The 24680-nt window shown below is 71.7% G+C and carries 21 protein-coding genes and 1 pseudogene; 7 read left to right on the top strand and 15 right to left on the bottom strand.

Translation table 11 applies throughout. The features are described 5' to 3' along the window. Positions 1-24: 24 nt before the first annotated feature. The 3 genes from ACWIGU_RS26640 to ACWIGU_RS26630 all read right to left on the bottom strand — a co-directional run bounded on the left by ACWIGU_RS26640 (position 25) and on the right by ACWIGU_RS26630 (position 4545). Positions 25-1986 carry an FAD/NAD(P)-binding protein gene (locus ACWIGU_RS26640; protein ID WP_454404329.1) on the bottom strand — a complete coding sequence of 654 codons (1962 nt, stop codon included), beginning with the start codon at positions 1984-1986 and terminating at the stop codon, positions 25-27. A 159-nt stretch (positions 1987-2145) separates the two neighbouring features. Beyond that, positions 2146-3801 carry an alkaline phosphatase D family protein gene (locus tag ACWIGU_RS26635; protein WP_454404213.1) on the bottom strand — a complete coding sequence of 552 codons (1656 nt, stop codon included), beginning with the start codon at positions 3799-3801 and terminating at the stop codon, positions 2146-2148. 96 nt (positions 3802-3897) lie between these two features. Further along, complete coding sequence (locus ACWIGU_RS26630; RefSeq protein WP_356272793.1) at positions 3898-4545, bottom strand: HNH endonuclease family protein; 648 nt, start codon at positions 4543-4545, stop codon at positions 3898-3900. Positions 4546-5015: 470 nt separating this feature from the next. Between ACWIGU_RS26630 and ACWIGU_RS26625 the strand changes: the two genes are divergently transcribed. The 3 genes from ACWIGU_RS26625 (at position 5016) to ACWIGU_RS26615 (ending at position 8759) form a co-directional block, all read left to right on the top strand. Further along, on the top strand, positions 5016-5594 hold the full coding sequence (locus ACWIGU_RS26625; RefSeq protein ID WP_454404212.1) for a TMEM165/GDT1 family protein: 579 nt from the start codon (positions 5016-5018) through the stop codon (positions 5592-5594). 140 nt (positions 5595-5734) lie between these two features. After that, entirely contained in the window at positions 5735-6400 is a 666-nt protein-coding gene (locus tag ACWIGU_RS26620) for an HAD-IA family hydrolase (RefSeq protein WP_454404211.1), read from the top strand. 388 nt (positions 6401-6788) lie between these two features. Further along, positions 6789-8759, top strand: a complete 1971-nt coding sequence (locus tag ACWIGU_RS26615) for a DHA2 family efflux MFS transporter permease subunit (protein ID WP_454404328.1) — start codon at positions 6789-6791, stop codon at positions 8757-8759. Positions 8760-8803: 44 nt separating this feature from the next. On the opposite strand, the gene ACWIGU_RS26610 is transcribed toward ACWIGU_RS26615, so the two are convergent. After that, positions 8804-9301, bottom strand: coding sequence for a GNAT family N-acetyltransferase (locus tag ACWIGU_RS26610; RefSeq protein WP_454404210.1), 498 nt, complete (start codon positions 9299-9301; stop codon positions 8804-8806). A gap of 135 nt (positions 9302-9436) precedes the next feature. On the opposite strand from ACWIGU_RS26610, the gene ACWIGU_RS26605 reads away from it, so the two are divergent. Further along, a complete protein-coding gene (locus ACWIGU_RS26605; RefSeq protein WP_454404327.1) occupies positions 9437-9988 on the top strand; it encodes a DinB family protein in 552 nt (183 codons plus the stop codon). A 4-nt stretch (positions 9989-9992) separates the two neighbouring features. Here the strand turns inward: ACWIGU_RS26605 and ACWIGU_RS26600 are convergent, their stop codons facing one another. Next, complete coding sequence (locus tag ACWIGU_RS26600) at positions 9993-10307, bottom strand: antibiotic biosynthesis monooxygenase family protein (RefSeq protein WP_454404209.1); 315 nt, start codon at positions 10305-10307, stop codon at positions 9993-9995. 37 nt (positions 10308-10344) lie between these two features. Continuing rightward, positions 10345-10758, bottom strand: coding sequence for a DnaJ family domain-containing protein (locus ACWIGU_RS26595; RefSeq protein WP_454404208.1), 414 nt, complete (start codon positions 10756-10758; stop codon positions 10345-10347). Between the two features lie 107 nt (positions 10759-10865). On the opposite strand from ACWIGU_RS26595, the gene ACWIGU_RS26590 reads away from it, so the two are divergent. Further along, entirely contained in the window at positions 10866-11261 is a 396-nt protein-coding gene (locus tag ACWIGU_RS26590; protein WP_454404207.1) for a hypothetical protein, read from the top strand. Between the two features lie 70 nt (positions 11262-11331). On the opposite strand, the gene ACWIGU_RS26585 is transcribed toward ACWIGU_RS26590, so the two are convergent. From ACWIGU_RS26585 to proP, 3 genes are all read right to left on the bottom strand, one after another. After that, a complete protein-coding gene (locus ACWIGU_RS26585) occupies positions 11332-12012 on the bottom strand; it encodes an O-methyltransferase (RefSeq protein WP_454404206.1) in 681 nt (226 codons plus the stop codon). Positions 12013-12053: 41 nt separating this feature from the next. Next, positions 12054-13187, bottom strand: a complete 1134-nt coding sequence (locus tag ACWIGU_RS26580; RefSeq protein WP_454404205.1) for a DUF2330 domain-containing protein — start codon at positions 13185-13187, stop codon at positions 12054-12056. 85 nt (positions 13188-13272) lie between these two features. Beyond that, positions 13273-14688: a glycine betaine/L-proline transporter ProP gene (gene proP, locus ACWIGU_RS26575; protein ID WP_454404204.1), complete on the bottom strand. Its 1416-nt coding sequence runs from the start codon at positions 14686-14688 to the stop codon at positions 13273-13275. Between the two features lie 378 nt (positions 14689-15066). On the opposite strand from proP, the gene ACWIGU_RS26570 reads away from it, so the two are divergent. Continuing rightward, positions 15067-17115, top strand: coding sequence for a bifunctional glycosyltransferase 87/phosphatase PAP2 family protein (locus tag ACWIGU_RS26570; RefSeq protein WP_454404203.1), 2049 nt, complete (start codon positions 15067-15069; stop codon positions 17113-17115). 4 nt (positions 17116-17119) lie between these two features. On the opposite strand, the pseudogene ACWIGU_RS26565 reads toward ACWIGU_RS26570, so the two are convergent. Continuing rightward, a pseudogene (locus ACWIGU_RS26565) lies at positions 17120-17352 on the bottom strand (PucR family transcriptional regulator); the annotation flags it as partial. A 69-nt stretch (positions 17353-17421) separates the two neighbouring features. Continuing rightward, complete coding sequence (locus tag ACWIGU_RS26560) at positions 17422-18666, bottom strand: cytochrome P450 (protein ID WP_454404202.1); 1245 nt, start codon at positions 18664-18666, stop codon at positions 17422-17424. Positions 18667-18890: 224 nt separating this feature from the next. On the opposite strand from ACWIGU_RS26560, the gene ACWIGU_RS26555 reads away from it, so the two are divergent. Then, positions 18891-20060, top strand: a complete 1170-nt coding sequence (locus ACWIGU_RS26555) for a steroid 3-ketoacyl-CoA thiolase (RefSeq protein WP_454404201.1) — start codon at positions 18891-18893, stop codon at positions 20058-20060. Positions 20061-20160: 100 nt separating this feature from the next. Here ACWIGU_RS26555 and ACWIGU_RS26550 read toward each other — a convergent pair whose 3' ends face one another. The 4 genes from ACWIGU_RS26550 to ACWIGU_RS26535 all read right to left on the bottom strand — a co-directional run bounded on the left by ACWIGU_RS26550 (position 20161) and on the right by ACWIGU_RS26535 (position 24668). After that, a complete protein-coding gene (locus ACWIGU_RS26550; protein WP_454404200.1) occupies positions 20161-20568 on the bottom strand; it encodes an aggregation-promoting factor C-terminal-like domain-containing protein in 408 nt (135 codons plus the stop codon). A 328-nt stretch (positions 20569-20896) separates the two neighbouring features. Continuing rightward, entirely contained in the window at positions 20897-21781 is an 885-nt protein-coding gene (locus ACWIGU_RS26545) for an ECF transporter S component (protein WP_454404199.1), read from the bottom strand. After that, on the bottom strand, positions 21778-23469 hold the full coding sequence (locus ACWIGU_RS26540) for an ABC transporter ATP-binding protein (RefSeq protein WP_454404198.1): 1692 nt from the start codon (positions 23467-23469) through the stop codon (positions 21778-21780). Before ACWIGU_RS26540 ends, ACWIGU_RS26545 begins: the two co-directional genes overlap by 4 nt. After that, on the bottom strand, positions 23466-24668 hold the full coding sequence (locus tag ACWIGU_RS26535) for an energy-coupling factor transporter transmembrane component T (RefSeq protein WP_454404197.1): 1203 nt from the start codon (positions 24666-24668) through the stop codon (positions 23466-23468). Before ACWIGU_RS26535 ends, ACWIGU_RS26540 begins: the two co-directional genes overlap by 4 nt. Between the last annotated feature and the right edge of the window lie 12 nt (positions 24669-24680).

Below are 24680 nucleotides of genomic sequence, written 5' to 3'. Positions count from 1 at the left end.
ATGGAGGCCACAGGTTAGGGGACCCTAATCAACGCTTGCAAGTTCAACATTCGGCCATGACCGGCACTCCGCGCCGGGCTCCGTACGGTCCTCGGCGGCCGTCCGCAGGGCCGCTCGCGCGACCGCGTCCGCGTCCGACAAGGTCACCGAATCCACCCCGGGGCGGGCCCCCGCCGCGGTCACCCAGTGCACCCCCTCCGTGGGCACGCCGATGGCGAACCGCCGTGCGTGCGGCCTGCCCTGACGGTCGATCAGACGGTACGGGCGCGGTGTCACATCCACCCCGCCCGTCACGTAACCGTCGAGTGTGTGCGGCCGGACGTGGCCCGTCTTCAGGAGCCCGGCGAGCAGTTGGTCGCCGGTGCGCGCCACGTCCGTCTCCGGCAGCCGCGCCTCGACGAGTGTGGTGGCTCTCACGGATGATCCGGGCACATCGGGCGAGTGCGCGACGAAAGCGCCGTCCTCGGTCCGCACGTCGAGGCGCGGCCCGATCACCGTCAGGACGCCGGACTCGACGAGCGCGGTCATCTCCTCGATGCGCCGCCGGGGCGGGCCGATCGACAGGAAGGCGTTGAGCGGGGTGTACCAGCGGTCGAGGTGGTCGCGGCGCGAACCGCCGCCGATCCCGCCGTGGTCGACGGCCTGGCGCAGTTCGTTGCGCAGGTCGCGCAGCACGTCCAGGGCGGCCTTCACGGGGCCGTCCACGTTGCCGAGCGCGGCGTGCGCCGCGTCCTCGCGCAGATGGGCCAGGAGCCAGGTCCGCCACGCGTCGGGCGAGCCGAAGCGCAACTCCGCGTGCGGCCGGGAGATGCGGTCCCAGGACCAGCGGACACCTTCCGGGATCCCGAACTCGTACAGGACGTCGGCCTCTTCGGAACTCTGGTGCGGCGCGGCGAGGAAGCCTTCGCGGAAACCGGCGTCCCCCGCGCCCGCGCGGCGCAGCAGTGTCTCGTAATAGACGGTCTCCACCTCCTTCGCGACGAGTGGCCAGATCTCGCCGAGGAAGTCCGGCGCGTCCCCCGAGTCCGCGCGCTTGCGGAAGCGCGCGATGACCTCGGCGGTGAGGACGGCCGGTTCGTGACGCCCGTACGCGCCCTTGGCGTTGTCGCCGCGCGCCTGGTACGGGATGCCGCGGCGCGAACCGGCGTACAGACGCGGCTCGCGGCCCGAGGGCTTGTACCGCAACTCCCCCGCGGACGTGCGGCGGTAGCGTCCGCCGCGGCCCTCGGTGAGCAGCGCCATGTGGTCGAAGAAGTTGAGGCCGAGCCCCCTCAGCACGACGGCTTCACCCGGGGCGAGGGCGGAGAGGTCCAGATCGGCCGGGTTGGCGGGCGGCACGTGGCGCAGGCCGTGGCGGAGCGCGTACTCGGTGAGGCGCGTCTGCGCGGCGCTCGCCGCCGCGGGCAGGTGGCCCTGGGCGAGGACGACGGCGGACAGGCCGGTCAGTTCCCGCCCGTTGTCGAGTACGAGGGTCTGGCGGCCGTCGTTCGCGTCGTCGAGGCGCACGGCTCGCGCCCGGTGCACCTGAACGCGTAGGGCGTCGGGCGCGCAGCCCACGGTGTCGGCGAACACCCATTCCAGGTACGCGCCGTAGAGGGCGCGGGACGGATAGTCGTCGGGGCCTAGGGGGAGTCCCTGGTGCTGGGCCCACTCATGCAGGCTCGGGCCCCGGCGTACCGGACCCGAGCAGTCCACGCTGTCGTCGGTGAACAGCGTGACCTGTGAGGCGACAGTGTTCATCAGGAGTTCAGGTGCCTGCGATGTGCGCCAGACACTGCCCGCTCCCGGCGGCGCCGGATCGACGACGTGGACGGTGAGACGGGCGCCGGGCGGCAGGAGCTCGCAGGCGGAGGCACAGAGTCGTTCGAGGACGCTGGTGCCGCGCGGGCCCGCGCCGACTATCGCTGCGGCCGGCGCCGAGCACACTGCGGACAAAGAGGGACTCCAGGGGCGTGGGTGGCTGCTGGAAGCGGAACGTCCGCTCATCATGCCGGGTCGCCCTGTCAAGGGAAGAGCGGAGTCCGGGTGTGCGCCGTATCTTCACCGGGCGGCCCCGTGGGCGACAGGCCTGGTCACGCACGGTCATTCACGCCATTCACTCAGTACGGTCACTGACTCGGTACGTCACTCGCTCACTCGGTGAGGTCATTCACGCATCACGATGTCCGCCGCTTCCCGCAGCCGGGGCTTTCCGCCCGGCACCGGCTGCGCCTCCTGGAGCCGTAGTCGCGCCGCGCGACCTCGCAGCGTCAGTGTCATCAGCTGGTTGCCGAACCAGGGCCCGCCCGTCTTGCGCCAGGAGACCGGGGGAGTGGTGAGCCGGCCGTGCCGGGCGAAGCGCCGTCCGAGGGCGCGGCCGAAGCGGCTCCAGCCGAAGCGGAATCCGAGCTTTATCGAGCCGGGGATGGAGTTGTGCAGCGGCGAGCAGGTCAGCTGGAGGACGCGCGCGGCCGGGGCCGGTGTGCCGGCGGGCCAGGCGGGTTCGGCGACGTACGCGTGGTGGACGTCGCCGGAGAGCACGCACACCGTCGCCGGCGCGTCCTCGCCGCCGCCCGCCTCGGCGATCAGCGCCGTCAGCGCGTCGAACGACGCGGGGAACGCGGCCCAGTGCTCCAAGTCGGCCCGCCTGCGCAGCTTTTCGCCGAACCGGGCCCACCGCGCGCCGCGCTCGCCCCGGCACAGCGCGGCGTTCCACCCCTCGGCGTCGTGCACGAGATGCGGCAGCAGCCAGGGCAGCGAGGTTCCGATCAGGAGATGGTCGTACGCGCCGGGGGACTCCAGCGCCTGCTCCCGCAGCCACGCCGTCTCCGTCGGATCGAGCATCGACCGGTCCGGCTCGGCCAGCACGCGGGCGGCCCGCGTGTCGACCATCAGGAGCCGCACGCGGCCGAAGTCGCGCCGGTAGCTCCATCGCACGGAGGCCGGGTCGGCATCCGCGCGGGCGGCGAACTCCCTGAGCACGTCCGTCCCGTCGGGGTCCGCGCGCACCGCCGCGTAGACGGGGTCGGCGGCCAGTTCGGCGGGCGCCAGATTGCCCAGGTGCTGATGGACCCAGTACGACATGAGGCCGCTGAGGATCCGCTCGTTCCACCAGTCGGTGGCCCGTATCTCCGCGAGCCAGGAGGCGCTGGTGTTCCAGTCGTCTATGACGTCGTGGTCGTCGAAGATCATGCAGGAGGGGACGGTGGACAGCAGCCAGCGCACGTCGGGGTCGAGCCAGGACTCGTCATAGAGCCGGGTGTACTCCTCGTAGTCCGCGACCTGGTTGCCCGGGGCGTCGCGCAGGTCGCGGCGGGCGGCGAGATAGCGGCGGGTCGCCGGTGAGGTCTCGTCCGCGTAGACCTGGTCGCCGAGCAGGAGCAGTACATCGGGGCGGCGCTCGGCGTCGGGCGCGGCGGCGAGTTCGGTGGCCAGCGTGTCCAGGGCGTCCGGGCCGACGGGGTCGTGGTCGTCGGCGGGCGGCGCGGCCCAGCGGCACGAGCCGAACGCGATACGGACGGGGCGGGCCGCGTCGTCGTACGCGGGCGTGCGGATCGTGCTCGGCGGAAAGGGCGAGTCTGCGAGCGGCCAGACCTGAACGCCGTCGAGCAGCACCTCGTAGGCCGTCGCGCTGCCCGGCGTGAGGCCGGTCACCGGGATCAGCGCGTAGTGGTGGCCGCAGATCTGGAACGTGCGGGCGCGGCCGGACGAGCCGTCCGCGCAGCGCACTTCGGCGGTGCACGGACGGCTCGCCTCGACCCAGACGGTCGCCGACGACTCGTCCACGTATCTCAGCAGCGGTCCAAGTCGCAGCCGTGCCACGTGATCAGCCTCCTCAGTCGCCCCGTACGGTACGGAACGACGGAGGCCGGCGGGGTGGTTCCGGGAAGCCGGGGTTCAGGTCTTCGGCCCCAGGGGTCAGCAGCCGCTGAGGTACGAGGTCAGCGCACTCTTCTCGGCGGAGTCCACCGAGAGGTTGTAGTAGTGCTTCACCTGCACCCACATGCGGACATAGGTGCACTTGTACGCGGTGCGCGACGGCATCCACTTGGCCGGGTCCTGGTCGCCCTTGGACTGGTTGACGTTGTCCGTGACGGCGATGAGCTGGGGGCGCGTGAGGTCGTTGGCGAAACCCTGGCGCTGGGCGGTCGTCCAGGCGTTGGCGCCGGACTTCCAGGCCTCGGAGAGCGGCACCACGTGGTCGATGTCGACGTCGGCCGCCGCGCTCCAGGTCGCGCCGTCGTACTCGGAGTACCAACTGCCGGACGTGGCGGCACAGCTGGAGTCCGTCACGACGTTCGTGCCGTCGCGCTTGAGGACGACCTCGCGGGTGTTGCAGGTCCCGGACTGGGTGATCCAGTGCGGGAAGAGGTCGCGGCTGTAGCCGTCGGAGGAGCCCTCGGCCTTGACCGTGAGCTCGGAGAGGTACGTGCGGGCGGTGGCCCCGCTGACCGGGGTCGGGGGAGAGGCCTGCGCGGCCGGGCCGTTCAGCAGAGTGAGGGCGGAGACGACGGCGGTGACGGCGCCGAGTGCGGCGGCGCGTCGACGCGCGTAGAACATGCGCATGTGAACTCCCTTGAAGTGGGGGGAAGTTGGCCGAGCGGGCCCGGCCATGCTGGCGCTCCGGGGTTTCCGGGAGATGTGCGCCGAGTGACAGGGTCGCGTCAACGACGCGTACACATCAAGGGGGCGGACGCGACTTCCGGGGAGCGGGTGTGACGTGGGGTGCGGGCCGGTGGTGCCGGGGTGGCGCGTACGGGCGTGACGCGGGTCATGCTGATTCGCTCAGCAGTTCGCGTACGATGGACGGCGCAGAAGGGGAGTAGCTCTTCGCCGGACCGTCGACATACTGCTCAGCTCGTTCTGAGCCGGCGCCCGGAGGCAGGACCCGTACACCCGGTCCGGCCAGCGAGACCTTCGGCAAAGCAGTGATTCATCCGTGTGCACACCTGTGTGCGCGCCTGAGCGCTGCCGTGCCGAGGTGTCGTCAAGGACTGCATGACTCTCGGCGGGGCAGCCCGACCGATTGAGGAATCTTGATCAGCATCAGCGTGATGGCGGTCGTCTTCGGCATCGTCTTCCTGGCCGAACTCCCCGACAAGACCGCGCTCGCCGGACTCGTCCTCGGCACGCGCTACCGCGCCTCGTACGTCTTCGCCGGTGTCGCCGCCGCCTTCGCCGTCCATGTCGCGCTGGCCGTCGCCGCGGGCAGTGTCCTGACCCTGCTGCCGCAGCAGCTCGTGCACGCCCTGACCGGTGTGCTGTTCCTCGGCGGCGCGGCCGTCCTCCTGATGAAGAAGGACGAGGAGGAGGAAGAGGTCCGCAAGCCCAAGGACCAGAGCTTCTGGAAGGTCTCCGGCGCGGGCTTCATGCTCATCCTGGTCGCGGAGTTCGGTGACCTGACGCAGATCATGACCGCGAACCTCGCCGCCCGCTACGACAACCCGCTCTCCGTCGGCCTCGGCGCCGTCCTCGCCCTGTGGGCCGTCGGGGGCCTCGGCATCGTCGGCGGCAAGGCCCTGATGAAGCGGGTGCCGCTCGCGCTCATCACGAAGATCGCCGCGGTCCTGATGCTCGGCATGGGCGTGTGGAGCCTCTACGAAGCGGTGGCGTAAGCCGTGGATCCGGCCCTGACCAGGGCCGCTGGCGTAGTCGCCACCCTGTTTTGTACAGTTGAGGAACAAAGTGGCTCCCGCCCATTCACCCTGACCGGTGGGCGGGGTCACCTTGTTCCTACGCCTGGAGGACCCTGCCGATGACGGCCGCCACTGTTCTGTCCGCCCGCGCCCTTCTGCTCGACATGGACGGCACGCTGGTCAACTCCGACGCGGTGGTCGAGCGCTGCTGGCACCGCTGGGCGGCCCTCCACGGGCTCGACGCCGTCGAGGTCATGAAGGTGGTTCACGGCCGCCAGGGCTACGCGTCCATGGCGCTCCTCCTGCCCGACCGTCCCATGGCCGAGAACCACGCCGAGAACGCGCGCATGCTCGCCGAGGAGACCGCCGACGTCGACGGTGTCGTCCCCGTGCCGGGCGCCGCACAGTTCATGGCGTCCCTGCGCGAGGGCGGTCTCGCGCACGCTCTGGTGACCTCGGCCGACGTGGCCCTGTCCACCCGCCGCATGGCCGCCGCCGGCCTCACCCAGCCCGACCTGCGCATCACCGCCGAGAGCGTCGGCGCCAGCAAGCCCGACCCCGAGGGGTTCCTCAAGGGCGCCGCCGAGCTGGGCATCGACCCGACCGACTGCGTCGTCTTCGAGGACTCGGAGGCCGGGATCGCGGCCGGCCGCGCCGCCGGGATGCGCGTCGTCGGCGTCGGCCCGCGCGCGGGCGCGCACGGCCCCACGGTGGCCGTGGACGACCTGACGCAGGTGTGGGTCGAGGCGGGCGCCGCCGGAGAGATCCTGCTCCACATCGGCTGACCCGCACCCCTGTAGCGGCGAGCCCGCACCCTTATATCTGTATCGGCTGCAACTGTGCCGGCGGGCCCCGCGCCGCACCGTCCGCCGGGCCGCGACCCACCGTCCGCCGGGCCGCGACGCACCGTAGCCCGGCCCGCGACGCGCCATCAGCCCGGCCCGCGCCGCCGCACCCCTCCTGGGCGCCCCGGTCTCAACAGGCCAAACCGGGACTCACCCACCATCCTGGTACATGGCAGAGCCCCCGCCGGCAGTGTCCGGCGCGGTGTCTCAGGAGGTGTCCATGACCCAGGACGCTAGCGGGGGCCTTCCCCGCACGGACCTGACGGCAGGCCCCGGCGTTGACCGCACCAGCTCCACGATCGGCGGCGGCCATGCCCCCCGCAGCGTGATGGTCTCGATCGGTGCGCTGCTGCTCGGCATGCTTCTCGCGGCGCTCGACCAGACCATTGTCTCGACGGCGCTGCCGACCATCGTCAGCGACCTCGGCGGCCTCGAACACCTGTCCTGGGTCGTGACCGCGTATCTGCTGGCGTCGACGGCCGCCACGCCCCTGTGGGGCAAGCTCGGCGACCAGTACGGTCGCAAGAAGCTCTTCCAGATCGCCATCGTGATCTTCCTGGTCAGCTCGGCGCTGTGCGGCATGGCGCAGAACATGCCGCAGCTGATCGGCTTCCGCGCCCTCCAGGGACTGGGCGGCGGCGGACTGATGGTCCTGTCCATGGCGATCGTCGGCGACATCGTCCCGCCCCGTGACCGGGGCAGGTACCAGGGCCTGTTCGGTGCGGTCTTCGGCGCGACGAGCGTGCTGGGCCCGCTGCTCGGCGGGCTCTTCACCGAACACCTCAGCTGGCGCTGGGTCTTCTACGTCAACCTGCCCATCGGTGTCGTCGCGCTCGTCGTCATCGCGACCACGCTCCACATCCCCGTACGCTCCGCCAAGCACACGATCGACTACCTCGGCACCTTCCTGATCGCCGCCGTGGCGACGTGCCTGGTCCTGGTCGCCTCGCTCGGCGGAACGACCTGGGCCTGGGACTCGGCGCAGATCATCGGCCTCGTCGTACTCGGTGTGGTCCTCGCGGTGGTGTTCGTCCAGGTCGAGCGGCGGGCCGCCGAGCCGGTCCTGCCGCTGAAGCTGTTCCGCATCCGCACGTTCACGCTCTCCGCGGTGATCAGCTTCGTCGTCGGCTTCGCCATGTTCGGCGCGATGACGTATCTGCCGACGTTCCTCCAGGTCGTCCAGGGCATCTCGCCGACGCTGTCCGGCGTGCACATGCTGCCGATGGTCATCGGACTGCTGCTCTCCTCGACGGCGTCCGGCCAGATCGTCAGCCGTACGGGCCGCTGGAAGGTCTTCCCCGTCGTCGGCACCGGCGTCACCACCATCGGTCTGCTCCTCCTGCACCAGCTCGACGAGAACAGCTCGACGGGCGAGATGAGCGCCTACTTCTTCGTCTTCGGCCTGGGTCTCGGCCTCGTCATGCAGGTCCTCGTCCTGATCGTGCAGAACGCCGTCTCGTACGAGGACCTGGGCGTCGCCACCTCCGGCGCGACGTTCTTCCGCTCCATCGGCGCCTCCTTCGGCGTCGCGATCTTCGGCACGATCTTCTCGAGCCGCCTGGGCGACAAACTCACGGACGCCCTCGCGGGCCGCGGCCTGCCGCCCGGCGTCGACGTGAACGCGCTCCAGTCGGACCCACGAGGCATCGGCGGCCTGCCCCCCGCCGTACGCGGACCGGTCCTGCACGCCTTCGCGTCGTCCATCACGGACGTCTTCCTCTACGCCGCCCCGGTCGCCCTCGTCGCTTTCGTACTGGCCTGGTTCCTGCGTGAGGACAAGCTGCGCGGCTCGGTCACCGCGCCGGACGCGACGGAGACCCTGGCCAGCAACCCCGTACAGCGCTCGTCGCGCGACGAGGTGGCGCGGGCCCTGTCGGTGCTCGGCACCCGGGAGGGCCGCCGCGAGATCTACGAGAAGATCACCGAACGGGCGGGCTACGACCTGCTGCCCGCCGCGAGCTGGCTCCTGCTGCGCATCAAGCGGTACGGGTGGGCGGAGCCGGCGGCGCTCGCCGAACACAGCGCCGTACCGCTGCCCGTGATCATCGCGGCGGCACGTCAGGTGGAGGAACGGCGTCTCGCCACGCGCGTGGGTGTCGACCTCGTCCTCACCGACGAGGGCCGCGAGGTCGCCGCGCGGCTGTCCGCGTCCCGCGAGGAGTCGCTCGCCGAACTGCTGGGTGACTGGTGGGGCCCGGACCGCCCGACGGACCTGGTGAAACTGGTGGAGGAGCTCAACGCGGAGCTGTGCGGGTCGGACGCGGAGCGTCCGCACGACGGCCTGACGGCCGGCCCCTGACGCCACGGCTCAGGCGCTCCGGGCCCGGCTCCTCATCAGGCTCGTCAGCGGAGCTTCTTGGTGAACCAGTGCTCGGCGAACTCCTCGTCGTTGTGCGGGGCCGTCTCCCGGTAGCCGTGGCGCGCGTACAGCATGCGGGCCTCCACCAGGTCGCCCCGCGTGTCGAGCACGACCCGCTCGGCGCCGAGACCCCGCGCGGAGTTCTCGACCTCCGCGAGCAGCACGGAGCCGCCGCCCTTCCCGCGCATCTGGGGCCGTACGAAGACGCGCTTCAGCTCGCCGGTCGAGGCGTCGATCATCCGCACGCCCGCGGTCCCGGCGGGCTCGCCCCGGTACCGCGCGACCAGCAGCACCCCGCCCGGCGCCGCGAGATAGGCCCCCGTGTCGGCGGCGACCTCGCGCTCCAGCTCGTCGGGGTCGGTCGTGTGCCCCTCGTGCAGCAGGTACCAGCGGTCGCTGACCTCCGTGTAGTACGCGCGCCACAGGTCCGCGGCGACGGCGGAGTCGAACGGCTCGGGGGTGACGGTCCACGGCGAGTTCATGCGGGCATTGTCGGCGAAGGGACGGCGCCGGACGCAAGCGGGTTTCGACCTGTACAGGTACCGGGGGTTCGGACATGCTCTGTTTCTGTGACCGACGTACCTGTGACCGACGTACCGGATGTACCTGCGACCGACGTGGCAAAGACCGAGGCGACCTGCGACGAGACGGGCGCCGCCGAGATCGAGGCGCTGCTCAACGCTCTGCGCGGACAGCGCCGCCACATCCTGGGCATCATCGACGGGCTCGGCCCCGAGGCGCTGCGGCGACCCGTGCTGCCGTCCGGCTGGTCGTGTCTGGGACTGGTCCAGCACCTGGCTCTCGACGTCGAACGCTTCTGGTTCCAGGCGGTTCTGACGGGTGATCAGTCAGTCATCGACGGTCTCGACGCCACCGAGGACGCCTGGCAGGTCGCCCCGGACGTGCCGGCGGCCGACGTCCTCGAGCGGTACCGCCGCGAGACGGACCGCGCGGACGCGATCATCACCGCCACCCCCGCGGACGCGCCCCTCGCCTGGTGGCCGCACCACCTCTTCGGACCACCGCACCTGCACAGCCACCGGGACGTCCTGCTGCACGTCATCACCGAGACCGCCTGCCACGCCGGACACCTGGACGCCGCCCGCGAACTCATCGACGGGCGGCGCTGGTTGGTGCTCACGGAGGATCCCGAAGCGGACCGGTCCTAGGCCGCTACGACTTGGGCGAAGCCTGCTGCGCCACCTCGAAGGACCACACCGAGGAGCTGCTCGAGGCCGGCTTCGGGCGGTCGGCGCCACCCTGGTGGGCCTCCTTCATGGAGCCCTCCATCCACGCGGTGAACGACGCCTCGTCGCGCCACCGCGTGTACACCAGGTAGTCGTCCGTGCCCTCGATCGGGCGCAGCAGCTCGAACCACTCGAACCCGTCCGAGTTCTCCACCGCGCCCGCGCGCGAGGCGAAGCGCTTCTCCAGGGTTTCCCGCTGTTCAGCCGGGACGGTCAGGACGTTGATCTTCACGATGCTCATGGCGCCCATCCTCGCGCACCGGCGCGTGAGATCGGCGTCAGGCCCCGTGCGCCCCGCGTCGCTCGTGCCAGTCGCGGACGATCTCCTCGACGTCGTACGGCTTCAGGCCGAGCGGCGGGCCCGGCGGGGGCTTGAACATCATGTCGCGGATCTTGTCGTTGATGTCCGTGATGATCTTGCGGACGATCCGTTCGGAGGGGGCCTGCGCCGCCTCGGCGAGTGCGTCCTCGGCCTCCTTGCGCAGGGCGAGCGACGGGGGCAGCACGGAGAAGCCCTCGCGGGCCATCTTCTGCTTGATCCACCAGTTCTCGTCGTACGTCGTGTCGGCCGTGCTCGGCAGCGGCTTGCCGGCTCCGGCGAGGTGGGAGAAGTCTCCTGCGCGCTCCGCGTCGCGGATCTGCTTGTCGACCCATGACTCGAAGCTGACGTCGGGTGGCTTGCGTTCGGTCATGGGCCCATTGTCCCAGAGGGCATCCCGTAGGGGCAGGGGACAACTTAGGATGCGGCGTCGGCGGACCCGGTACCGACGGGCCGCGAAAGACCGAAGGAGCTGTGCGGGTGCTGGAGCTGACCATGGCCTCCGTCGCGGGGGCGGACGCGGGTGCGACGGCCGGGATGCTGATGGCCGACGCGCCGAGCGAGGCGGGAGCCGTGCTGCGCGTGGGGCGTGACCGGAACGTGTGCCGGCTCGCGACGCCCGACGACTGGCTGTTCGTCTCGCGCGTCCATCTGGAGTTCCGCTGCGGGCAGGACGGCGCCTGGTCCGTGTTCTGGCTGCGCGGCTCGCACCACGAGCCCTCGTCCGAGGTGCGCCTCACGCTGACGGGCGGGGAGCCGCGGCCCCTCGCGTACGGAGGGGCCGCGGCTCTCGCACCGGGTGCGTCCGGTGAGGTCGTGGTCCTGGACCGCAATGAGCCCCGCAGCGTGAACGTGGGCTTCTACCACGAGATGTGATGATTCGTCAGGCCGCCGTAAGGACGTAGGACCGTAAGGCTGTCAGGGCGTCAGGAACGGCACTACGGCACTACGGCAGTACGCGGGCCAGCGCGAAGCCGTCGTAGCCCTTGCTGCCCACCGTCTGGACCGCCGTGCCGTCCAGCCTCGGGTGGTCGGCGATCATCCGGAGCGCGGTGCGGGTGCCGCGGATGTCGGGGGCCGCATCGGAGTCGTCCGTCACGCGGCCGCCGCGCACCACGTTGTCGACGATGATCACGCTGCCGGGGCGGGTCAGGCGCAGCGCCCACTCGACGTAGTGCGGGTTGTTGGCCTTGTCGGCGTCGATGAAGACGAGGTCGAAGGGGTCGGGGTGGTCGGCCGCGACGCCGGGCAGCGAGTCGAGGGCGGGGCCGACCCGCACCTCGGCGATCTTGTCGAGGCCGGCGCGGGCGAGATTGCCGCGGGCCACCTCGGCGTGCCGGGGGTCGTACTCGAGGGTGACGAGGACGCCGTCGGCGGGCAGGGCGCGGGCCAGCCAGATCGTGCTGTACCCGCCGAGCGTGCCGATCTCCAGGACGCGGCGCGCGCCCTGGATCTGTGCGATCAGGTGGAGGAACTTGCCCTGGTTCGGGGCGACGGCGATGTGCGGGAGGCCCGCCGCCTCGCTGTCCGCGAGGGCCGCCGTCAGAGCCTCGTCGCCGGGGGCGAGGAGGCCGGTCAGGTAGTCGTCGACGGCGGTCCACTGCTCTTCGGATGCATGCTCAGCCATGGCCCCATCATGGGCGCACGCGGCGGCGGCCCGGGCGGGATTCAGCCCAACGGCGGCGGGGCGTGCACCGGCGGCGGGGGCGGCACCGGCCGACGGGGGCGCCGCCGGAACCACAGGACGGCGGCCGCCGGCAGGAGCAGGGCCACGGGCAGCGCAACGGTGAGCAGCCACACCGGGACGCCCCCGGCGGTGAGGAGTTCGTCGTCCCACACGACGCTGCGGTGCGTGGCGTCGCTCGCGGTGCGCCGCAGTTCGTGGTCGTCGTCAATGCGCGACGGCTGCGGGAAATCCTGGGTGAGCGCGGTCAAGTACCTCTCGCCGCCCGCGAATTCGGGCAGCGGCCCGCCGGTCCCGGCCGGGATCCGGCCCGCGTACGTGACCTCCGGGGCGCCGCCGCCGATCCTGGAGCGCGGCTCCATGCGGTGAGCGGAGAGCACGTACAGGCGCAGGTGCTGTTCGGTGCGGGCGAGCTTCGACAGCCGCATCGGGTAGACGGGGCGGTCGCTGGCGAAGGTGAGGTGAAGCGGGTCGAGGGCGCCGCCGAGCACGCTGTCGCCGTCGGCGGGCGCGAGGCGGATCGCCACGTACTCCCAGCCCTGGCCGACGTACGGGCGCAGCGCGTTGTCGAGACGGTCGGGGAGCCGGAAACCGTTCTCGTCGAGCCAGCCGGCGAGTGCGCCGGGGTCGGTCGCGGTGAGGCGGGCGACGTCGAACGGTCCGAGGTGCTCTCGGCCGACCACCTCGACGGGGCCGCCGGGCGCGGGGGCGCCGGCCGAGGCGCCGTCGCCGTTCCCGCCGCCGAAGGGCCAGTCGTCGGCGCCGGGCCAGAAGTGGTGCCGGGTCCGCTCGACCGGCGCCGTCACCTCGCTCAGCTGCGAGAAGAGCCCCGGGTCGCCGAGTTCGACGGACGCGCGGTGCGGTACGGGCATGATCCAGGCGGCGTCGCGCACGTTGCCGCTCACCGACAGGCTCATCACGATCTGCTCGACGTGCCCGTCCCAGCGCACCGCGGACGTCTCGTCGTACACGGTGAGGTCCGTGCCCGCGGGCGGCACCATCGCGCCGCATCCGCACGCGTACGCCGGTGACACGAGCGCGGCGGTCTGGAACGCCATGAGGGCCAGGGCTGTCAGCAGCGCCCTGGCCCTCAAGGTCAGTGGTTGTGCGGTTCTCATGCCGGCCCCCGATGTCGCGCCCTGTGTCTTTGTGCCGTGTGCGGCGAGGGAGCAGACGGCGCGCGGGGGAGCGCGGTTGCGGGTGTTACGCGGCTGTAGCGGTCACGGGCCGCGGCAGGTCGCAGGGCTCGACCGCGGGCAGCGAGCCCGGCAGCGGGCGGCGTGCCGACTCGGTCATGAACCACACCGCGACACCGCCGATGACGGCCGCGGCCATCATGTAGTACGCGGGCATCATCATGTTCCCGGTCGCCCCGATGAGAGCGGTGACGACCAGCGGGGTCGTGCCGCCGAAGAGCGAGACGGAGATGTTGAAGCCGATCGACAGCGAGCCGTAGCGCACCCGGGTCGGGAAGAGCGCGGGCAGCGCGGACGGCATCGCCGACGTGAAGCAGACCAGGAGCAGGCCGAGCGCGCCCATGCCGAGGGCGATGGCCCACAGGGAGCCCTCGCGGATCAGGAGCAGGGCCGGCACGGACAGCGCGAGGAACCCGACGCAGCCCGCGGCGATCACCGGGCGGCGGCCGACACGGTCGGAGAGCGCGCCCGCGAACGGCTGGACGATCATCATCAGCGCCATCACGGCGAGGACCACGAGGAGGCCGTGCGTCTCGTCGTAGTGGAGCTCACTGGTGAGGTAGCTCGGCATGTACGACAGGAGCATGTAGTCGGTGACGTTGAAGACGAGGACCAGGCCGACGCACAGGAGCAGCGCCTTCCACTGGCCGGTGATCATGTCGCGCACCTTGACCTTGGACCGGGCCTTCTCCGACTCGTGCGCGTTCTTCAGCTCGGCCGCGAACGCCGGGGTCTCTTCCAGCCGCATGCGCAGATAGAGGCCGATGATGCCCATCGGGCCCGCGATCAGGAACGGGATGCGCCAGCCCCAGGAGAGCAGGTCGTCCGAGGAGAGCAGCGCCGTCATCAGGGTCACGAGGCCGGCGCCGCCGATGTATCCGGCGAGGGTGCCGAATTCCAGCCAGCTTCCGAAGAAGCCGCGCTTCTTGTCGGGCGCGTACTCGGCGATGAAGGTGGACGCGCCGCCGTACTCACCGCCGGTCGAGAAGCCCTGCACCAGACGGGCCAGGAGCAGCAGGATCGGCGCCCAGACGCCGATCGTCGCGTACGACGGGATCAGGCCGATCGCGAACGTGCCCGCCGCCATCATGATCATGGTGACGGCGAGGACCTTCTGCCGGCCGACGCGGTCGCCGAGCGGTCCGAAGACCATGCCGCCGATCGGACGGACGAGGAACGCCGCCGCGAAGGCGCCGAACGTCGACAGGAGCTGGGCCGTGGGGTTGCCCGACGGGAAGAAGACCTTGCCGAGGGTGACGGCGATGTAGCTGTAGACACCGAAGTCGAACCACTCCATCGCATTGCCGAGCGCCGCCGCCTTGACCGCGCGCTTGACCAGCGCTGGATCGGTGACGGTGACGTCGGGGGAGGCGCCCTTCGCGGGGGCGGTGGTCCTGGCTGCGACGCTTAGGGCACTCGACAAGGGTCTGCTCGCCTGCTTTCGACGGGGACAGGGACATGTCCGCGTGGGGACGGACGAAGCCGCCCACGGCGGGGCGGCCAGAAATCGACCATAGGGGCATGCGCGATCATTGCGGGTAGTGTTCGAACCGTCGCGCACCGTGGGAAAAGTGGGTCCGGCCAGGCATGACGCCCCGGTTCCGGCGCGGCGTAAACGGACAGATCTGTGAGCTTTGTCGCGGCCCTCGACCGCAACCACGCAGACCCCACAGGCCGCGCGTCATCGTCTTCCGGTCAAAAACCGGTGGACGCTCAGGTGAAGCGAGGGTTGCCTGCGTCTCACCCCGGGGGAAGTGCGAGCCTCTTGGGACAGTACGCATGGCGGGAGGGCCGACGGCGCGTGGCGAACGTGGAGCATGGACCGGGCAAAGCCTTGGTGGCGGGGGCCGCGACAGTGCGGTTGGGCATGGTCCGGGCGGGCCTCTGGCTGATCGCCGCGGTGCTCGCGGTGCGGCAGGTCGTGGCCGTCCTGAGCACGCCGAGCGGGGAGCGGCTCACGGACCTGGAGACCTGGATCGGTCCTGAAGGCGTCCTCCACGTGAAGGACTCCCTCTACGATGCCGACCGGTTCACCGGTACCCCGTTCGGGGGACTGGTCCTGAAGCCGCTCGCGCGGGGCGCCGAGCAGGCGCTGGGCTGGGCCTGGACCTTCGGGACGCTCGGCCTCGTCGTCGTCCTCGGTCTCGTCGCCGCGCGCGCCCTGCCCAGGCCCGTCACCCGGCGCACCTCGCTCCTCGCCGCCCCGGTCGCGGTCAGCCTCCTGATGCTGTCGCTGCCGGTGCGCAACACCCTGCATCTCGGCCAGACCAGCATCATCCCGGTCCTCCTCGTCCTGCTCGGCTGCTTCACCGCCCGCGGCGAGAAGAGCTCGGGGCTGCTCATCGGCATCGGCGCCGCCCTCCAGCCGACCGTCCTCCTCTTCGCGCCGCTCCTGTGGTTCACCGGGCGGCGGCGCGCCGCCGTGTCCTCGGGCGTCACGTTCGCGGCGTGCACGCTCCTCGCGTGGGCCGCGATGCCGCACGACTCGTGGACGTACTGGGTGCACCACGTCGCGGGAGCGGGACTCGGTTCGAGCCCTGACGGGCTCGCCAACCAGTCGCTGCACGGCGCACTCCTGCGCTTCGGCCTGGAGGGCCCCCTCGAGATCGGGCTCTTCCTGCTCCTCGGCTCCGCCGTCGCGGTCGTCGGCCTGCGGCGCGCGGTGAGCTACGCGCAGGACGGACAGCTCCTCCTCGCCGTCGCCCTGACCGGCTGCGTCGCCGTCGCCGTGTCGCCGACGACCTGGCAGCACCAGCTCCTGTGGGTGCTGCTCGCCGTGGTCGGCCGCGTCGGCAGGAAGGCGTCCGACCGGTACGTGTGGCCGGTCGCGGTCATTCTCGTGATGACGCTGCCCGCGAGGATGCTGCTGCCGGGCACGGCGCTCGCGGATCCGCTGCGCGACAACGTTGTGCTGATCGCCGCGGTCGCCGCGGCCACGCTCGTCCCGTTCCTGTCCCGCACCGCGCCCGAGTACCGCGCGCCCATCCCCACCGCGTACGCGAAGCCCGTCCCGTCGCGCTGGTCACGGGTCCCGCTCATGCCGTTCTGGCGCCGGGTCCTGACCCGCCCGAACCTGCTGCTCGAACTGCTTCTGATCCGCGTCGGCTACTACGCGTACCAGCAGGTCAGGCTCGCCGCCACGGGCGGCACGACCACCGGGGGCCGGGCCACCGCCGAGGCGCACGGCACGCAGGTCCACTCCCTGGAGAAGTTCTTCCACATCGACATCGAGCACTGGGTCAACCACGCGGTGGTGCACGTCCCGTGGCTCAAGTCGTTCTTCAACTTCTACTACGAGTCGTTCCACTTCATCGTGCCGCTGTGCGTCCTCGGCATCCTCTACGTCCGCAGGCCCGCCCAGTACCGCTGGGCCCGCTCGGCGCTCGGCTTCGCCACGGTGCTCGCCCTGATCGGCTTCTGGTTCTACCCGCTGGCCCCGCCGCGCCTGATGCCCTCGCTCGGCTTCATCGACACGTTGCACGGCGTCCAGGACTTCTCCAAGCCGGACTACGGGACGCTGACCGCGCTCACCAACCAGTACGCGGCCATGCCCTCGCTGCACTTCGGCTGGTCTCTGTGGTGCGGGCTCGTCATCGCGATCCTCGCCCCGAAGCGGTGGATGAAGGCGATTGCACTGCTGCACCCCCTGTTCACCATCTCCGCGATCATCGCGACCGGTAACCACTGGGTGCTCGACGCCGTGGGCGGCGCGACGGTCGTCGGCGCGGGCTTCGGGCTCACGTACCTGCTGTGCGGGCCGCGCGCCCGTCTCACGAGCGGGACGGTCCCGGCGCAGGCGAAGGGCGAGGTCGGCCATGCGCGGCTGCCGGCCGAACACCACCGGCCCTGAAGCGCAGATGCAGGATGCGCCGGTGCAGGGAGCCCAGACGGGCGGCGGAGTGCGACTGCACCTCCAGACAGCCCTCCCTGGACAGGGCCTCCAGCTCGTCGGCGTATGGAAGAGCGCGTCGGCGAAGGTCATGCTCAGGGTGGGAGAGGGGTTGTACCGCCGGCCGACGCGCTTGGCGCGCCGTAAGGCGATGCGGGCGCCGATGCGGTACGCGCCGTGCAGCGAGTCGAGGCTACGCAGGGAGGCAGGGGCGTGGCGTAGGGGGACAGCCCCTGCCTCCCTGGGCCGGCGTGCGGCCGCCCGCGGTCAGCCGGTGGTGACCTGGAGTTCCTTGACGCCGTTGAGCCAGGCGGAGCGGAGCCTGCGCGGGTCGCCGGCCAGGCGCAGGTCGGGCATGGCGTCGGCCACGGCGTTGAAGATGAGGTTGATCTCGAGCGTGGCCAGCGACTTGCCGAGGCAGAAGTGCGGGCCTCCGCCGCCGAATCCGAGATGCGGGTTCGGGTCGCGGGTGATGTCGAACTCGTCGGGGCGGTCGAAGACTTCGGGGTCGTGGTTGGCCGACGAGTAGAAGATGCCGACCCGGTCGCCCTTCTTGATCCGCGCGCCGCCGAGCTCCGTGTCCTGGGTCGCGGTGCGCTGGAAGGAGACCACGGGGGTCGCCCAGCGGACGATCTCCTCCGCCGTCGTCTCCGGGCGCTCCCGCTTGAACAGCTCCCACTGGTCCGGGTTGGTGAGGAAGGCGTGCATGCCGTGCGTGATGGCGTTGCGCGTCGTCTCGTTTCCGGCCACCGCGAGCAGGATCACGAAGAAACCGAACTCGTCCGAGGAGAGGTTCCCCTCGTCCTCCGCCGCCACCAGCTGGCTCACGATGTCCTTGGCCGGGCACTCCTTGCGGTCGGCGGCCAGGTTCATGGCGTAGCTGACGATCTCCATGGCGGCCTCGGCGCCGACCTCCTCGGTGATCGCGTACTCCGGGTCGTCGTACGCGGCCATCTTGTTGGACCAGTCGAAGATCTTGGTGCGGTCGTCCTGGGGGACGCCGATCAGCTCGGCGATGGCCTGGAGCGGGAGTTCGACGGCGACGTTCGTGACGAAGTCGAAGGACCCGTCGGGCGCGGCGTTCGCGAGCGCCGTCTCGACGATGGAGCCCGCACGGCTGCGCAGGGCGTCCTCGAGCGAGCGGATGGCGCGGGGCGTGAAGCCGCGCTGGACGATCTGCCTCACCCGCGTGTGCTCCGGCGGGTCCATGTTGAGCATGATCAGCTTCTGGACGTCGATCTGGTCGCGGCTGATCGACTCGTTGAAGCGGATGACGGCCGTGTTGAGGTTCGAGGAGAACAGCTCCGGGCGCGTGGAGACGTACTTGACGTCCGCGTGCCGGGTCACGGCCCAGTAGCCCGAGTCCGCGAAGCCGGAGATGCCGGTCGGCTGGGCGATCCACCGGACCGGTTCCGTCTGCCGCAGCTGGGCGAACTCGGGGAAGGGGACACGGTGTTGGAGGAGGTCGGGGTCGGTGAAGTCGAACCCTTCGGGCAGCGCTGGGCACGGCATGGGCAACTCCCGGTGACGGTCTGACGGGGCGTCAGCTTGTCGGCACCGTAGTAACGGGTTCTACAAGTGGCAAGACCCGTGGTACGCCCGATTGCGCGCGCGGTACGTGCACGACCCTTGCGTACCGGGAGTAGCACCGTCGAGACTGCACGGAGAACTGGTACGCGTTCTAGTTCTTACGTCTTCTGGTTCGGTCCGGGAATGTGTGGAGAGGACGACAGCTCATGGCCGCGGAACCCGTCATCGTCGAAGCCGTACGTACCCCGATCGGCAAGCGCGGAGGCGCGCTCGCCAATCTTCATCCCGCGTATCTCCTCGGCGAGACGTACCGGGAACTGCTCGGCAGGACCGGCATCCACGCCGACTGCGTCGAGCAGATCGTGGGCGGTACGGTGACCCACGCGGGCGAACAGTCCATGAATCCGGCGCGCACGGCCTGGCTCACCATGGGCCTGCCCTACGAGACGGCGGCCACGACCGTCGACTGTCAGTGCGGCTCCTCGCAGCAGGCCTCGCACATGACCGCCAACATGATCGCCGCCGGTGTCATCGACATCGGCATCAGCTGCGGCGTCGAGGCGATGTCGCGGGTGCCGCTCGGCTCCGGCTCCAAGCACGGTCCCGGCAAGCCGTTCCCCGAGGAGTGGAACGTCGACCTGCCCAACCAGTTCGAGGCCGCCGAGCGCATCGCGCGCCACCGCGGACTGACCCGCGAGAACGTCGACTCGCTGGGGCTCATCTCCCAGGAACGCGCCGCGATCGCGTGGGCCGAGGAGCGCTTCAAGCGCGAGACGTTCGCCGTGCAGGTGCCCACGAACGAGGACGAGCAGGCCGCAGGGCAAGGCATGTGGCGGCTCGTGGACCGGGACGAGGGCCTGCGCGACACGACCATGGAGGGCCTTGGCGGGCTCAAGCCGGTCATGCCGACCGCCGTGCACACCGCGGGCAACTCCTCGCAGATATCCGACGGCGCCTCGGCGATCATGTGGGCGTCCAAGCGGATGGCACGGGCCCTGAAGCTCAGGCCGCGCGCCCGGATCGTCGCCCAGGCTCTCGTCGGCGCCGACCCGCACTTCCACCTGGACGGGCCGATCGACGCCACGCGCGCCGTGCTCGGCAAGTCGGGCATGTCACTCAAGGACATCGACCTCGTCGAGATCAACGAGGCGTTCGCGTCCGTCGTGCTCAGCTGGGCGCAGGTCTTCGAGCAGGACCTGGCGAAGGTCAACGTGAACGGCGGGGCCATCGCCCTCGGCCACCCCGTCGGCGCGACCGGCGCCCGGCTCATCACCACGGCCCTGCATGAGCTGGAGCGCCAGGACAAGGAGTTCGCGCTGATCACCATGTGCGCGGGCGGCGGTCTTGCGACGGGCACGATCATCCAGCGGCTGTAGCGGGGCCCGCTCCGGGGCGGCCCGGAACGCACGGCGAAGGCGGCACCCTCCCACGGGGGGAGGATGCCGCCTTCTCAGGTCAGCTGTGGGCCGGCCGGGCTCAGTACGAGCCGGCGGACTGCCAGTGGGTCCAGGCGGCGCAGGGGCTGCCGTAGCGCTCGTTCATGTAGGTGAGGCCCCATTTGATCTGGGTCTCGGGGTTGGACTTCCAGTCGCCGCCGGCCGAGGCCATCTTGTTGGCGGGCAGGGCCTGGACCAGGCCGTAGGCGCCGGACGAGGCGTTCGTCGCGTGGGGGTTCCAGCCGCTCTCGTGGGACACGATCTTGTCGAAGCACGCGAACTGTGCGGCGCTCATCTTCTGCTGTGCGATCGCCTTCGGCGAAGAGGTGGCGGCGGCGTTCGACGCCGGGGCGGCGGCCATGACCATGCCGGCCGTGGCGGCGGCCAGGGCGACACCGGCGAGGGCCTTCTTCGGAGCGGCGATGCGGCGGAGGATGGTGGCGGACAAAGCGTGAACCTTCCGTGGGGGACAGGGGCTGCTTCGCACGCCCTGCGGTGCACGGAGGCGCCGGGGCCCTGGCGGGGGCCGTCGGCGCCTTGCGACTCCTCCAAAGAAACAGGCCCGGACCACGGCGGCAATCACCCCTTTTACTAGTTGAGGTCGCATGTGGTCGAAATGTCCCCTGCGTGACCTGGCTCCCATCCCCAGGCCGGAGGGCATTTTGGCGGGGGCACGTCAAGCGATCGCGTCTACGGCCGTGCCTCGTAGGTGACGTGGGTCATGTGGGGTGCTTCACGGCGCGGGCACGATTCGGTGACGCAGCGCGCGTGAAGCCCTACGGCTCGGTGCCCTCGAATGTGACCGGGGCCTCGAACGCGGCACGGCGCGTGGCCCGCCGCAGCGCCCTCAGGAGCGCCGGGCCGACCGTGACGGTGAGGACGACGGTCAGGGCCGCCCGGCCCAGGTCCCAGCCCAGCGACGTGGCCAGGCAGTAGGCGAGGAAGCGGACCAGGTTGTCGTGCAGCGGGGCGCCCGGCTGGAACGCGACGCTCGACGACAGCGAGTCCAGGAACGGCCAGCCGGCCAGGTTCATGACGGTGCCGTACGCGAACGCGGCGAGGAACCCGTACGCCGCCAGCATCAGCACCTCGGCGCGGCCGCGCAGCCTCCCCCAAGCTCTCGGCTTCGCTCGAGCAGGGGGGACCCCCATGGCACCGGGGAGCAGCCCCGCGCCCATCGTGAACCAGCCCATCGACAGCATCTGGAACGGCATCCACGGGCCGACCCCGCCGGTGAGCAGCGCGGACGCGAACATGGTCACGGACCCGAGTACGAACCCGAAGCCCGGCCCGAGCACCCGCCCGCTCAGCACCATCAGGAAGAACATCGGCTCGATCCCGGCGGTCCCCGCCCCGATCGGCCGCAGCGCCGCGCCCGTCGCGGCGAGCACCCCGAGCATCGCCACCGCCTTGGGCCCGACCCCGCCCTCGGACACGGCGGCCGCCACCACGCCCACCAGGAGGACGAGCAGCCCCGCGAACAGCCAGGGCGCGTCCTGCGCATGCGCGCTGACCTGTGACGAAGGGCCCGCGAGCAGCGGCCACCCGAAGGCGGCCACCCCCACGGCACTCACGAGGAGCAGGGCCGCCACGGAGCGGGGGCCGAGACGTACGGCGCGGGCCTGGCGGTCGGGGCGCCCGGTCCCGGGTGCGGTCTTCATGCCCTTTCCTCCGGCCCGCCCGCGGCCTCCAGGGCCTCGCGGACCTGGGCCACCGTGAGCCACTTGCCCGGGGCCAGGACCTTGGCGACCTGGGGGGAGAAGGCGGGGGAGGCCACGACCACCTCGGACGTGGGCCCGTTCGCCACGATCTCGCCGTCGGCGAGGACGGCGACGCGGTGGGACAGCTCGGCGGCCAGTTCCACGTCGTGCGTGGCCAGGACGACGGAGTGCCCCTCGGCCGCGAGGCCGCGCAGGACCGTGATCAGGCGGGCCTTCGCCGCGTAGTCGAGGCCGCGCGTCGGCTCGTCGAGCAGGAGCAGCGGAGGGCGGGCCGTCAGCACGATCGCCAGGGCGAGGGTGAGGCGCTGGCCTTCCGAGAGGTCACGGGGGTGGGTGTCGTCCGCGATGCCGGGCAACAGCCGCGAGACCAGGGCGCGGCAGGTGCCCGGACCCGCGCCCGCGTCATGGTCGGCGGCGGCGCACTCGGCGGCCACCGTGTCCGCGTACAGGAGGTCGCGCGGTTCCTGCGGGACCAGGCCGACGCGGCGGATCAGCTCGCGCGGGCCCGTGCGGTGCGGGACCGCCCCGCCCACGAGGGCCGTGCCGGACGACGGGCGGACCAGGCCGACCAGGGTGGACAGGAGAGTGGACTTCCCGGCGCCGTTGCGGCCCATCAGGGCGACGATCTCGCCGGGCCCGACCGTGAGGTCGACGTGGCGCAGCGCCTCGACGCGCCCCCGCCGCACCGCGAGCCCCGCGACCTCGGCGACGGCGGCAGCCTCGGGCTGCTTGCGGGTGCGGCGCAGCGGGGACCGGCGGGATTCGGGGGAGGCAGTGGGCTGCGGCTGTTCATGAGGCTCGCGCGGCTCGAGCCCCGCCAGGCGCTCCCGCAGCTCCCCGGACCCGCGCCGCGCGTCCCGCACCGTCAGCGGCAGCGGTGACCAGCCCGCGAGGCGGCCCAGGTCCACGACCGGCGGAAACACCGGCGACACGGCCATGATCTCGGCGGGCGCGCCGAGCAGCAGGGGCTCGCCGGGTCCCGCGAGGAGCGCGACCTGGTCCGCGTACTGAACGACCCGCTCAAGCCGGTGCTCGGCCATCAGGACCGTCGTGCCGAGGTCGTGCACGAGGCGCTGCACCACCGCGAGGACCTCCTCCGCCGCGGCCGGGTCGAGCGCGGACGTCGGCTCGTCGAGGACCAGGACCCGCGGGTGCGGGGTGAGGACGGAGCCGATGGCGACGCGCTGCTGCTGCCCGCCGGACAGCGTCGCGATGGGACGGTCGCGCAGATCGGCGAGGCCGAGCAGGTCGAGGGTCTCCTCGACGCGGCGCCGCATCACGCCGGGCGCGAGCCCGAGCGACTCCATGCCGTACGCGAGCTCGTCCTCGACCGTGTCGGTGACGAAGTGGGAGAGCGGGTCCTGCCCCACCGTGCCCACCACGTCGGCGAGTTCGCGCGGCTTGTGCGTACGGGTGTCGCGCCCCGCTACTGTGACGCGCCCGCTCAGCGTGCCCCCGGTGAAGTGCGGCACGAGGCCGCTCACCGCGCCGAGCAGCGTCGACTTGCCGACGCCGGACGGCCCCACGAGCAGCACCAACTCGCCCTCGGATACGTCGAGTTCGATGGCGCGGACCGTGGGTGTCGCGGCCCCGTCGTACGTCACCGAGACGTCCTCGAACCGGATCATGAAGCCTCCTTCGAGGGCGTTTCGGCGAGCGGCGGCGCGGGCGCCACGAACGCGGGGAGCAGTCCGAGCAGCACCCCGGCCGCGGGCCACAGCGGCAGCGTCGGCGCGGCCAGCGGCACGACGCCGGGCGCAAGGGCCGAGGGATCGTAGGAACCGGCCCGGATCATCACGGCGGCGACGGCCGCCCCCGACGCGGCGACGAGCCACGCCCGCACGCCCCACGCGTCGGGCCGGTACCGGGTGCGGACCGAGCGGCGCCCGCCGAGCCAGAGCCCGCCGAGCGCGGCCGCCACCCCGGCGAGCAGCACGGGCAGCCCGTACCGCGCGCCGTCCGCGGTCAGCAGCCCGTACGTACCCGCGCACACCCCGACCAGGCCGCCCAGCGTCAGCACCGCGGTGGCCCGGCGCACGGCGGCCGGCACCTCGGCCGTGCGCCCGTACCCGCGCGCGTCCATCGCGGCGGCCAGCGCCACCGACCGCTCAAGTGCGCCCTCAAGGACGGGAAGACCGACCTGCGCCAGGCCCCGCAGCCCCTTGTCGGGCCGGCCGCGCAGCCGGCGCGCGGCGCGCAGCCGCCGCACGTCGGCGATCAGGTTGGGCGCGAACGTCATCGCGACGACGACGGCGACCCCGGCCTCGTACAGCGCGCCCGGCAGGGACTTGAGGAGGCGGGCCGGGCTCGCGAGGGCGTTCGCCGCGCCCACGCAGATCAGCAGCGCGGCCAGCTTCAGACCGTCGTACAGCGCGAACACCAGGCCCTCGACCGTGACCCGGCCTCCGATCCGCACCCCCTGCGCCCACTCCGGCAGCGGCACCTCGGGCAGCGTGAGGAGCAGGTGCGTGCCCGGGATCGGCGACCCCAGGAACACCGCGAACGCCAGCCGGATCCCGATCACCGCGAGCCCCAGTTTCACGAACGCCCCGTACGAGCGCGCCCACGGCGCCGACGTGCGCCGCGCGGCCACCACGTATCCGGCCACCCCGATGAGCAGCGCGAGCAGCAGCGGATTCGTCGTCCGGGATGCCGCCGTGCCGAGCCCGAGCGCCCAGAGCCACCAGGCGCCCGGGTGCAGCGCGTTCGAGCGGTGGGCCCGGGGCGCGGCGAGGGGATGACGGCGCGCGGACGGCCCCGTCCCCGGGTCGCGCGCGAGGCGCGTACGCGGGGCGGGGTGCGGTGAACCTGCGCCGGTGCTGCTCATCGAATCGTCGTG

It is taken from the genome of Streptomyces sp. NPDC055400, from assembly GCF_053644375.1.
This window is presented reverse-complemented; position numbering and strand designations above follow the sequence as displayed.

Excerpts from the sequence above, each read along its gene's own strand:
- ACWIGU_RS26640 (WP_454404329.1), bottom strand. The coding sequence starts at position 1,986 with ATGAGCGGACGTTCCGCTTCCAGCAGCCACCCACGCCCCTGGAGTCCC.
- ACWIGU_RS26630 (WP_356272793.1), bottom strand. The coding sequence starts at position 4,545 with ATGCGCATGTTCTACGCGCGTCGACGCGCCGCCGCACTCGGCGCCGTC.
- ACWIGU_RS26620 (WP_454404211.1), top strand. The coding sequence starts at position 5,735 with ATGACGGCCGCCACTGTTCTGTCCGCCCGCGCCCTTCTGCTCGACATG.
- ACWIGU_RS26615 (WP_454404328.1), top strand. The coding sequence starts at position 6,789 with ATGGTCTCGATCGGTGCGCTGCTGCTCGGCATGCTTCTCGCGGCGCTC.
- ACWIGU_RS26610 (WP_454404210.1), bottom strand. The coding sequence starts at position 9,301 with ATGAACTCGCCGTGGACCGTCACCCCCGAGCCGTTCGACTCCGCCGTC.
- ACWIGU_RS26600 (WP_454404209.1), bottom strand. The coding sequence starts at position 10,307 with ATGAGCATCGTGAAGATCAACGTCCTGACCGTCCCGGCTGAACAGCGG.
- ACWIGU_RS26595 (WP_454404208.1), bottom strand. The coding sequence starts at position 10,758 with ATGACCGAACGCAAGCCACCCGACGTCAGCTTCGAGTCATGGGTCGAC.
- ACWIGU_RS26585 (WP_454404206.1), bottom strand. The coding sequence starts at position 12,012 with ATGGCTGAGCATGCATCCGAAGAGCAGTGGACCGCCGTCGACGACTAC.
- ACWIGU_RS26580 (WP_454404205.1), bottom strand. The coding sequence starts at position 13,187 with ATGAGAACCGCACAACCACTGACCTTGAGGGCCAGGGCGCTGCTGACA.
- ACWIGU_RS26560 (WP_454404202.1), bottom strand. The coding sequence starts at position 18,666 with ATGCCGTGCCCAGCGCTGCCCGAAGGGTTCGACTTCACCGACCCCGAC.
- ACWIGU_RS26555 (WP_454404201.1), top strand. The coding sequence starts at position 18,891 with ATGGCCGCGGAACCCGTCATCGTCGAAGCCGTACGTACCCCGATCGGC.
- ACWIGU_RS26545 (WP_454404199.1), bottom strand. The coding sequence starts at position 21,781 with ATGAAGACCGCACCCGGGACCGGGCGCCCCGACCGCCAGGCCCGCGCC.
- ACWIGU_RS26540 (WP_454404198.1), bottom strand. The coding sequence starts at position 23,469 with ATGATCCGGTTCGAGGACGTCTCGGTGACGTACGACGGGGCCGCGACA.
- ACWIGU_RS26535 (WP_454404197.1), bottom strand. The coding sequence starts at position 24,668 with ATGAGCAGCACCGGCGCAGGTTCACCGCACCCCGCCCCGCGTACGCGC.